General features: G+C 45.4%; 12 protein-coding genes. 3 read left to right on the top strand and 9 right to left on the bottom strand.

Annotated elements, in window-relative coordinates; all coding sequences use genetic code 11:
- Window positions 1–10: 10 nt before the first annotated feature.
- The gene (gene nrdR, locus AB1466_00640) at window positions 11–475 is read right to left on the bottom strand and encodes a transcriptional regulator NrdR (GenBank protein ID MEW6188611.1); all 465 of its coding nucleotides are present in this window, start codon (window positions 473–475) and stop codon (window positions 11–13) included.
- A 150-nt stretch (window positions 476–625) separates the two neighbouring features.
- Here nrdR and AB1466_00635 point away from each other — a divergent pair, with 150 nt between their 5' ends.
- Window positions 626–1138, top strand: a complete 513-nt coding sequence (locus tag AB1466_00635; protein ID MEW6188610.1) for a GNAT family N-acetyltransferase — start codon at window positions 626–628, stop codon at window positions 1136–1138.
- A gap of 218 nt (window positions 1139–1356) precedes the next feature.
- On the opposite strand, the gene AB1466_00630 is transcribed toward AB1466_00635, so the two are convergent.
- The 5 genes from AB1466_00630 to AB1466_00610 all read right to left on the bottom strand — a co-directional run bounded on the left by AB1466_00630 (window position 1357) and on the right by AB1466_00610 (window position 4860).
- Window positions 1357–1815: a type II restriction endonuclease gene (locus tag AB1466_00630; GenBank protein ID MEW6188609.1), complete on the bottom strand. Its 459-nt coding sequence runs from the start codon at window positions 1813–1815 to the stop codon at window positions 1357–1359.
- 9 nt (window positions 1816–1824) lie between these two features.
- The gene (locus tag AB1466_00625) at window positions 1825–2172 is read right to left on the bottom strand and encodes a hypothetical protein (protein MEW6188608.1); all 348 of its coding nucleotides are present in this window, start codon (window positions 2170–2172) and stop codon (window positions 1825–1827) included.
- A gap of 3 nt (window positions 2173–2175) precedes the next feature.
- Complete coding sequence (locus AB1466_00620) at window positions 2176–3075, bottom strand: DNA methyltransferase (protein ID MEW6188607.1); 900 nt, start codon at window positions 3073–3075, stop codon at window positions 2176–2178.
- Window positions 3076–3214: 139 nt separating this feature from the next.
- Window positions 3215–4261 carry a M20/M25/M40 family metallo-hydrolase gene (locus tag AB1466_00615; protein MEW6188606.1) on the bottom strand — a complete coding sequence of 349 codons (1047 nt, stop codon included), beginning with the start codon at window positions 4259–4261 and terminating at the stop codon, window positions 3215–3217.
- Window positions 4240–4860: a 5-formyltetrahydrofolate cyclo-ligase gene (locus AB1466_00610; GenBank protein ID MEW6188605.1), complete on the bottom strand. Its 621-nt coding sequence runs from the start codon at window positions 4858–4860 to the stop codon at window positions 4240–4242. Before AB1466_00610 ends, AB1466_00615 begins: the two co-directional genes overlap by 22 nt.
- Window positions 4861–4967: 107 nt before the next feature.
- On the opposite strand from AB1466_00610, the gene AB1466_00605 reads away from it, so the two are divergent.
- Window positions 4968–5249 carry a hypothetical protein gene (locus AB1466_00605; GenBank protein ID MEW6188604.1) on the top strand — a complete coding sequence of 94 codons (282 nt, stop codon included), beginning with the start codon at window positions 4968–4970 and terminating at the stop codon, window positions 5247–5249.
- A gap of 193 nt (window positions 5250–5442) precedes the next feature.
- Window positions 5443–6687: a S8 family peptidase gene (locus AB1466_00600; protein ID MEW6188603.1), complete on the top strand. Its 1245-nt coding sequence runs from the start codon at window positions 5443–5445 to the stop codon at window positions 6685–6687.
- Here AB1466_00600 and AB1466_00595 read toward each other — a convergent pair.
- From AB1466_00595 to AB1466_00585, 3 genes are read right to left on the bottom strand one after another with little or no spacing between them, the layout of a single operon-like run.
- A complete protein-coding gene (locus AB1466_00595) occupies window positions 6684–7172 on the bottom strand; it encodes an AAA-associated domain-containing protein (protein MEW6188602.1) in 489 nt (162 codons plus the stop codon). The genes AB1466_00600 and AB1466_00595 overlap by 4 nt on opposite strands.
- Window positions 7173–7197: 25 nt before the next feature.
- Window positions 7198–7953: an ABC transporter ATP-binding protein gene (locus AB1466_00590; protein ID MEW6188601.1), complete on the bottom strand. Its 756-nt coding sequence runs from the start codon at window positions 7951–7953 to the stop codon at window positions 7198–7200.
- Between the two features lie 11 nt (window positions 7954–7964).
- Window positions 7965–9650: an ABC transporter permease subunit gene (locus tag AB1466_00585; GenBank protein MEW6188600.1), complete on the bottom strand. Its 1686-nt coding sequence runs from the start codon at window positions 9648–9650 to the stop codon at window positions 7965–7967.
- Window positions 9651–9971: the final 321 nt, after the last annotated feature.

Genomic DNA, 9971 nt, shown 5'->3' with positions numbered 1-9971 from the left:
AAGGAACTAATTATTCTTTATCGAGATTTCTCTGGAGCTTGGCGAGCTCCGCGGTGAATTCGTCTATATCCTTAAACTCTCGATAAACGGAAGCGAAGCGGACGTAAGCCACTTTATCTATTTTCCTCAATCTCTTCAAGGCCATTTCGCCGATTTCTTTCGATGGCACCTCATATTTGAATTGATTGCGGAGTTCACTCTCGATATCGGTGACGATATTTTCCAACTGCGAGAGGGTAATCTCCCTCTTCACTGTAGCCCTTTGCAAGCCTTTTAATACCTTGGTTCTATCGAAGGGCTCACGCTGACCATTTTTCTTGATGACCATCAAGGGGATTTCTTCCTGCCTCTCATAGGTGGTAAACCTCCGCTGGCAATCGATGCACTCTCTTCTTCGCCTGATGGCATCACCGGCTTCGGTGGCTCTTGAATCTATCACCTTTGTCTCTAAATAACCACAAAAGGGGCACTTCATGACCTTGGTTTCTATCCTAACAAGTTATCATAATGATAGGCATTCCTAGTTTCTTCTTGCCTTCCTTTTTATACTCCTTTTTGCAACCTCAGGCAAGTAAGTTGAAGTTTAAGTTTAGTCGAAGAATGGACTTTGATTCAAGAGATTGTTTTGAAGGAAAAGAGAGCCCCCAGCGAAAATAAATTGACAGCGATGGTAAAAATAGAGATGTTATCTGGGGAAAAGTTCAAGCGAATGACTCCCGAGCTCATACGGATCTATTTCTCAGCTTACAGCGATTTTCCAGAATATGCTTACCCCAATCGCCGCGAGGTTAAAAGGTATTTGAAGTGGCTGCTTAAAGGCGATCCTCAGGGGTTTTTCGTGGCGATCTGGGATGGGAAGCCCGTGGGTTTCATCGCTGTACATTCTAGGTGGTATGACTGGCAGGAGGATCTGGTGGGTGAGATTCACGAACTAGCGGTGGATAAGGAATATCAGAAAAAGGGCATAGGCAAAACCCTGATAGAGAAAGCCCTGGACTATTTAAAATCGAAGGGGAGAAAGAGGATCACCCTCTGGGTCGGTGAGAGGAATGACCGGGCAATAAAGATATACGAGAGAATGGGATTCATAAAACTTTACCAGTGGGGAATCTGGATCCGCATGATCCTCTACGCCTGATTCGTTTTAATTCTTTAAATTGAATTATTTTTAAAGCATATTATGAATATTTATAAATATATCAAGATTTCCCCCTCTATCTCCTGATGATTCTCCCTCAACTTTTGCTATATCTTTGCCTGTCCAATGAAAGCCATATCGAAAATAATTTTAGATTTAATTTGGAATGAAGGCTTATTGAAGGAACTCGAAGCTGCTTAATTCGATGGTTTTTAAGATCACTTTGTTTCCCAAAACTGTCTAAATAGGGGAATTATCTCGTTTGCAAGGGTGGTATAGCTAATTACTAAGGGTTCGTCTGAAAATTTATTTTTCTTTACTTCATCCCAAACTACAAGGTGAATGCGATATTGCCCACAGATTCCTTCCACATGCCCGAGGCTAACATTTTCATCCGCAGTGATGAGATAAATATTGGGCGAGCGCATAGCTTGCAATTCCTCTACTACTTCACGCCATCTTTCGCGTAGGGTTCTTTTGGCAGACAGGATAATAGAGCGGTTGGGATTGTGATGGAAGGCATCATCCGAGGGAATCATAAAGTCGACGCGATATCGTCTCTTTTTCTTCTCAAACGGCACGCCCATCAATTCAAGCAGGCAACCCACTTGAAGTTCAAAATCTCTACCACCACGAGTTTTGCGGGATTGGCTAATGCTTAAAAATCCTCTCCTCAAATAGGGGTACTATTTTTCAAAGAGAATCCGTACAGCTTCCTTGAATCCTTGATCTAAATTTTTGGCCTTTTTTACAATCTCTTGAGCCTTTTGAAGATCCTCGCTTCTAAGAGTCATCAACTCATCAATCAGATGTCTGGCATAGGCTCGATCTTCATACCGCTCCAAAACCTCAAGTGTTTTAATAAAAACCTCGCTAAGCAATTTATTAAAATTTTGTTGGATATCCTCATGCTTCAAAACATCTGGGGTAAAACCGAGTTCCTCAAAAGTTTCTTTAACGATGGTCTCAGAAGAAGGAATTCTCCCCCTCCTTATTTTTCGCATTAACTTGTCAACTTCGCCTTTAATATCCATCGATTAGTCCCTTGGTGGTCTCCAAAAATCGAGGAGATATTCGAAGGTGGTACCCATGGTGATGTAATTAGAAGGCCAGCCAAATATCCCGATTTTATTGACGATGTTCGTCCTGTCCCAAATGATGATGTTACGTAATTCATATCCCACTTTGCGCAAGGCTTCAACTACACTAATGTGGATGGTAACCCTTTCATCATCCCACCACATATCGGGGACATTGATTATACAGTGGGCTCTTGGCTTGAGCAAAGGCAGGAGTTTGGCAAAAATTTCACTCATGGCCTCTCCAAATTCTTCAAGGGGCAAGGTTCCAAGATCTCTTGGGTCTTGACTGTATTGTTCAATCTTTAGATATTGGTGATTTTTCCGCATATCGCTGCGACGACTCTTGTTCTTTCTCTGACGGTTAAGAAGATTGGCATATGGTGGGGAGGTGAGGATTAAACTCACTGTTTTAGGGTCAAGATAATCGGCGATATTACGAGCATCATCTATGATTGCTATTTGTTTTGTTTGACTGAGCATATCCAATTGGCTCAGGCGCGATTCACATAGAGCAATATATTTTTCACTGATATCAAAGCCCACCGCGTTTCTTGCTATATCTCTCGCAGCTACCAAAGTAGTTCCACTTCCCACGAAAGGATCCAATACGAGCTCGCCGCGGTGAGTGAATAACTCAATGCATTTTCGGGTTAGTGCTATAGGATAGACTGCCGGATGAACCCTTTTGTCCCGAATATCTCGTGTCCCATAAGTAAATTGCCAGACCCCAAGCTGACTTTTGATCCATTCTTTTGGCCCCATACAGTTGAGGTGATTAGGAGGACAATTGCAGTTTTTTTCATAACCAATGTTCAGTTTTTCATGTTTTGTTCCCGAAAATGTAACCTTTTGCATAATTGTACCTCCATAAAGTGTCTAGCTATAACGAGTTAGAAGAGCATAATTTATTATGTCTGAAACCCATCTTTTACTTTGGCATACTTAAATTATCAAACATGTGTTTGGATGTCAAGCTCATAATATTTTCTTACTTTTATGTCCAGAGGTCGATGAGGCGGGCTAAGATTTTTGCCATGGTTTCGAGGTCTTTTAAGGAGATGGACTCGTGGGATGAGTGAGCGTTTGCCAAGTTGCCCGCTCCGAAGATGGCGGTGGGAATCCCCTTTGCCATGAGGTTTTGGGCATCGGTCCAGCTCCGCATCCCACATAATCTGGGCTCTCGTTGAGTGACTTCTTTGAAGGCTTTCGAAAGAGTCCTCGCTATTTTCTCCGATTCACTTATCGAAAACGGGGGTGAGATATCCAATATCTTCAAGGAAGCTCCCTCTCCTTCGATTAAACCCTTCATCTGTTTTATCGCTTCTTCGACATCTACACCTGGAAGGATGGCTACATCCAGTCGGATTTTACATTTCTCGGGAACTACCCCAACATCGCATCCACCCTCGATGAGACCAAGGTTAACCCAGGATTTAGGGAAGAGAGCATGCCTCTGTCTTGAAAAGGGTAGATTTTTGATTCTTTCGTAAATTTCAAGAGCTTTTAATATGGCATTTTCTCCCCTCTCGGGCATGGCGCCATGTACCCCTTTCCCCTCCACTTCGATATCGACCTCTATGGCGCCGGCTTCGGCGATGGCTATATCCAGGTTCGTCGGTTCTAGGACCACCGCCGCTTTGGCTTCGACTTCAAGAATTTCGGACCCCTTTCCCTCGTTTTCTTCGTCCACCACGAGGGCAATTGCGCAATCCCCCTTGCTCAGTTTGACCGCTTCCAGGAGTGCCGCTATCTGTCCTTTGGCATCCACCGCCCCCCGTCCTATGAGGTTCCCTCCTTGAATCCGGGGTAAATAGGGATGGGTGTGTGTGTAAGCTGGGAAGGTATCGGCATGGGTGCAGAGGAGAAGCTCCCCCTTCCCCCTTCGGGCGATGATATTTTCCCTTTTTGGAAAAACTTCCTGGAATTGGAGGTCAAATTCCAATTCTATCAACCTTTGAGCCAGATATTGCTGGATCCTTTCCTCCTGCCCTGGTGGGCTGGGGATGGATACCAACTCCTTTAGGGTTTCGAGGATCTCCAAATCTCCTCTCCTTTGCCATGTCTGCCGACAGGCAGGCAGTCGATTACCCTTTCCTCGGTCACGATTTTATGGACGGGAATATCATGAGGGACGTTGGGGACTTTATTCACGAGCTGGAGTTCGTAGGCTAAGCCGACCAAGGTTGTCTGGGGATTTATTTTATTTAAGAATCTATCGTAGCAACCGCCTCCGTAACCAAGTCTGTGTCCACGCTCATCAAAAACTATTCCGGGTAGTATAACCATATCGATTTCGGAGGTGTCCACAGGTCGGGTCTGTTTCGGCTCCAAAATCCCATAGGCACCTGGTTGTAAATCCTGATCGAAGTCTTGAATGCATGAGGCGACCAGCTCACCCTTCTTGGTTTTAAAGGCGGGAAGGACGACTCTCTTTCCCAGAGCCAAAGCCTTTCTTATCATCGATTCGGTTTTGACTTCACTCTTGAAGGAAGCATAAAACATGATGGTCTGAGCCTTTTTAAATTGAGCCATTTCAAAAAGGCGCTCTTCGATTCTTTTGCTTTTTTCCGCAATCTCTTCGCTGCCTTGATCATCCCTTTGCCCAAGGATCTCTTTGCGCAGATATCTTTTCTTTGGCATGTACACCACCTAACTGAGATAATATTCTGGTGACGTGAAGCTTTTCAAATTTTTTCACAAAGTGGAGGAATGAAAGATACTTTTGATATATTATAAAGGCAAAAGATTTGGATAAAAAGGCGATATCGGTGCATGAGAGGGAATTTTTGAAGGAATTGAAGGACTTGGCGAGGGAAAAGCCGGATGAGATTGTGCGGTTGATCATCCATCTCGCACGGCCTCCCAAAAATCTTCCCACCGTTCTTGAAAAACGTGGTGTGCGGGTGAAACATGAATATAGACTGATAAATGCAGTGGCCATTGAGACCTCTGCCAAGATGGCCTTAGAGCTCGGGAAGGAGACATGGGTGGTAAAAATCGAGGAAGATAAGGAGGTTAAAGCATTGTAGGTTCAAGGTTGAAGTAGGCCACTGGTCATGGGTATAAATAATCAAAGGGCATAGGCTATACATAGATCTCAATTAAGCTCATCTCAAATTCAAAATTCAAATTAAAAATGCAAAATGCAATCCAAAATTCAAAGTGAACGAATTACTGTCCAGGGTTAAATCAAAGGGTAAAGGTTTGATTTGAGAGGGCGGAATGTATATCACACCGGAGCTTTTAGCGAGAATCAAAAGAAAAGAACCGCATGAGCACATTCATGTAATCGTCAAGGTAAGTCAAGCGGGGAGGGAATGTGCCACCAAACTCGTGGAGAAGCCTCACCACACCATCCGCCATCAAATAAGGCTAATCAATGCCTTTTCCCTGGCTCTACCAGCTGGGGAGGTTGAAAGGCTTGCTGAAGAACCTTGGGTTGAAAGAATAGAAATGGATAGAAAGGTTTATGCGACCTTGGATACATCGGTTCCGCTGATAGGTGTCCCAAAAATTTGGGAGGAAGGATACACCGGAAAGGGGATAAACATCGCAATTATCGATACGGGAGTGGATAAAAGCCACCCGGATCTCTTCCCCAGGGTGGTGGCGACGAAGGATTTCACGCTGGAGGGTTTCAGGGACTTCAATGGACATGGGACACATGTGGCGGGAATAGCCGCAGGTAGTGGTGCTTCCTCAAAGAGAAGGTATAGAGGAGTGGCACCGGAGGCAAATATCCTAGCAGCCAAGGTTCTAAAGGGCGATGGTACTGGCAGGATGAGCGATGTGATGGCGGGGATTGAGTGGGTTTTGGAGATGGGAGCCCACATCATAAATTTATCTTTGGGCTCCGAGGGTCCCTGCGAGGGAACTGATGCCTTGAGCGAGACGTGTGATGCAGCTGTTGGTCAGGGTGTTATAATTTGTGCCGCAGCCGGAAATGATGGACCGAAGAAATATACTATCGGCAGCCCTGGTTGCGCGAAGAATGTGATAACCGTTGGAGCCTCTACGGATAGGGATAAGGTAGCGAGGTTTTCCTCCCGAGGACCCACCGCTGATGAGAGGTTAAAACCAGATGTGGTGGCCCCTGGTGTGGATATAATCTCCTGCCGCGCGGATGAGGTATTGATGGGCAAACCGGTAAACGACCATTATACCTCCGCTACGGGGACGAGCATGGCCACTCCACACGTGGCTGGCCTTTGTGCCCTACTCCTCCAAGCAAAACCGGTCGCCTCACCACTTTTGATAAAGGAAGCTTTCATCCATACGGCAAAGGATTTAGGAGTGAACCAATATGCCCAAGGGGTGGGAAGAATAGTCGCCGAAGATGCTTTAAGGTACGTTGAAACACATGAAAATCCACCAGAAGCTCCAGAACTTGGACCCACAAAACCCGGTTGCCTGGCCACTTTTTGGGAGATCGTACATTTGGTTAAAAAGAGGCTTAAGGGGAATTAATCCTGACCCTCTTGGTCGAGGTATATTTCTTCAGTATCGTAGTTATACCCGATTAATTCAGCATATCTACCCCACTCAATGAGGGTATGAACCAAGTTCTCCGCGTCTTCTTCAGATAGGTTCCTCTCAAAGAGTTCAACAACGAATTCTCTATCCAAGTGTCTGTCGGGTTTTGCCTTCAAGGTCGATATTACCTCTTGGAATACTTTGATCTTCTTTAGCTGCCTTTTTATTATTAGCTTTCTTTCATTAATGTCCGATTCCAATAAATTTTTACCTAACGGTGTAAGCTTTATATCCCCGTCGCTTATCTCAGAGAGCTTCAACAACTCCGAGGCTTCGATCACCGGCAATATATCCTCCAAATCGTATTGAAGCTCCCTGGTAAGCCTGAATACATCTTCCTTTCCCCCTGCGTCGTCAATGAGTTCAAGCAAACCAATCACATTACTAATGCCGGTTCGAGGCAGCGGCTCCACGCTCATCTTGATTTCTCTTTCCTCCTTTACCTTAATGCCCTACGATAAGCGAGTAGATTTCATCGGTTATTTTGTTGAAATTCTCATCCCTACGATCCCTTGGTCGGGGAAGTTCAATGCGTATATTATCGATCACTTTTCCCGGCCTTGACGATATCACCACCACCTCCTCGCCCATATAAACTGCCTCTTCGATGCTATGGGTGACCATCACCACCCCTCTAAGAGGGAGACTTTTATCTTGCCATAAATCCAACACCTCCTCGCGGAGGTTTTCCGCGGTTAAGGCATCCAATGCGGAGAAGGGTTCATCCATTAGGAGCAGTTCTGGTTCCACCGCCAGTGCTCGGGCGAGCCCTACCCTCTGCTTCATCCCCCCCGATAACTCACGGGGATATGCTTCTTCAAATCCCTCCAGCCCCACTTTATCGATGTATTTTTCCGCTCTTTTCACCCTTTGCTCGGGTGGTACGCCTCGAGCTTCAAACCCCAGGCACACATTTTGCATGACTGTAAGCCAGGGAAGGAGTGCGAACGATTGAAAGACGAGCGCTACGCGCAGATGGGCATTTTGAATGGGTTTCCCTCGGTATAAAATCTTTCCGGTAGTGGGCTTATCGATTCCCGCAATCATTCTCAAAAGAGTGCTTTTACCACACCCTGAAGGTCCAACCACACATACAAATTCACCCTCTAAAACATCGAAAGTGATATCTTCGATGACGGCGATCTTCTTGCTGTCTTCAAAGAATGATTTTGATATATTTTTTACTTCAAGTAAAATCATCAAAATCCTCCCTAAATTTCTATGACATATTTCATTGCCGCCTTCTCATAAAGTCTTCGCCAGACGAACCTATTCATGATCACGATGGTTAAAATCATTCCCGCCAAAGATAATAATATCATTAAACTGTCGCCCATTTCATATGTTGCTCGATCGAGCAACATTCCAATCCCGAAGGCGGTGTGTGTCTCACCCCTGAAGAACAGATATTCCGAGACTATCAAGGCATTCCAGCCGCCTCCCCAGCCGGTGATGCTCCCCGTGACCAGGGAGGGGAAAATGGCGGGGAGGATGAGTCTTTTCCAATAATTCCATCTGGATACCCCAAAGGATTTGACGGCTTGATCCAGATCTGCGGGGATGGATCTTACCCCCGCAAGTAAGTTAAACAGTACGTACCATTGCATTCCGGTCAAAACCAAAAGGATAGATGCCAAATCCATCCCGCCCCAGAGATAGTGGATGACTACGACCACAATGAGGGGGAAAAGTGCCGTGGCTGGAATGGAAGCTGCTATCTGAATTAGAGGAGTAAGTACCTTGGAAAGTCTTTCGTTCTTTCCAATCAATACGGCCGTGGGGATGGTCCAGGCCAAGCAGAGGATGTATGCTGCCGATAACCTGGCGAAAGAGGCCAAAATGGCCAGGGGGATGAACTTAGCCTCTGCGGGGAAAGGTCTGGAGAAAATATTCATTAAGCCAATCGTCACCCAGTATGTGATGTAGATAGCGCCCCCACATAAGGGTATAAGAGCGACCGCTTTAACCCCTTTGACCAGGCTTCGCCAGAAAGTCCAGCCCCTGAGGTGGGAATAAAGTTTCTTGATGGGGCGATCGATTATTCCCACCAATTTTAAGAATTTTATCTCAATATAATTCAATCTCAGGAAGATGATGATATCCTTATACAGGGAGAGTAGTGGGCTTTGAGGAGCGGTCTCTCCCGTGGCCGTCATTTGATAGGTGAACTTGTTCGCCCAGAGCGAAAGGGGCCTCCATATCAAGGTATCCAGGACGACTATGATTAAAATCAGCACCATAAGACCCCACAGGATCAAGTCAAATCTTCCCTTAGCGGAGCTCAATAGAAGGAAGCTTCCCAACCCGGGCAATCTATGCTGCATGGAACCCAGGGAAATGATTTCACAGGCCATTAAAAAATACCATCCTCCAGCCCAGGACATCATGCTATTATAAATCAATTTTGGGACACAGGCCGGGAAGAAAAGATGTTTGAACCTCAGCCATCCTCTGAGACCGTAGGCCGCACTCGCCCGTCGGAGATCCTTGGGGATGGTGATGATGGATTCGTAGACACCGAAGGCCATATTCCAAGCCTGGCTGGTGAAGATGAGGAAAATGGAAGCCAATTCAATTCCGAACCTTTCTCCTTGAAACACGCTTATGAAGAACAGAACGGCTACGGGAAAGAAACCCAAGACTGGAACCGATTGAAGGATATCCAAGGCGGGAAGAAGTGTCTTTTCAGCCCATTTTCTGGTGGCAGAAGCATAACCATAGGTGATGGCAAAGATGAAGGAGAAAATGTATGCCACCAGCATGCGGGAGAAGGAGCAGAAGGCGAAGAAGGGAAGATTTCTTGCCTCCCTCGGCATGTAACCCGCGATGTATCTTAGGGCTAAAAGCAAAAGGATAAATGCAGTTAGGATCATCAATCCAACTTTTAACCTGTTCACGTGCTGCTTCTCCCGCCTTTCGTTAGTTGGTCGAAGAATTCTAAAGAATTGTAACATATTACAGGTGGGTTGTAATTTTAAAAGTTTGGCAAATTTTATACAATTCTCTAAAGTTTCCTGTAAATATTGTGCTGCTATCGCAAATGCAAAATGAAAAACTAAAAATTAAAAATGACCCCCGAAGGTGATGTCCTAAGTAGAGTTCCGTTTATTGGTGATTGAAAAATTTTGAGATAGAAATGGGACCCAATCTTTGGTAGTTTGGATTGTGTTAAGAAAACCAACAACCAAAGAAAGGGGTCCCAATGGAGAGTTTAGCAC

The organism is Actinomycetota bacterium, from assembly GCA_040755895.1.
GTDB lineage: Bacteria > Actinomycetota > Aquicultoria > Subteraquimicrobiales > Subteraquimicrobiaceae > Subteraquimicrobium.
Note: the sequence above shows the minus strand (reverse complement) of the source record. Positions and strands in the feature narration are given on the sequence as shown.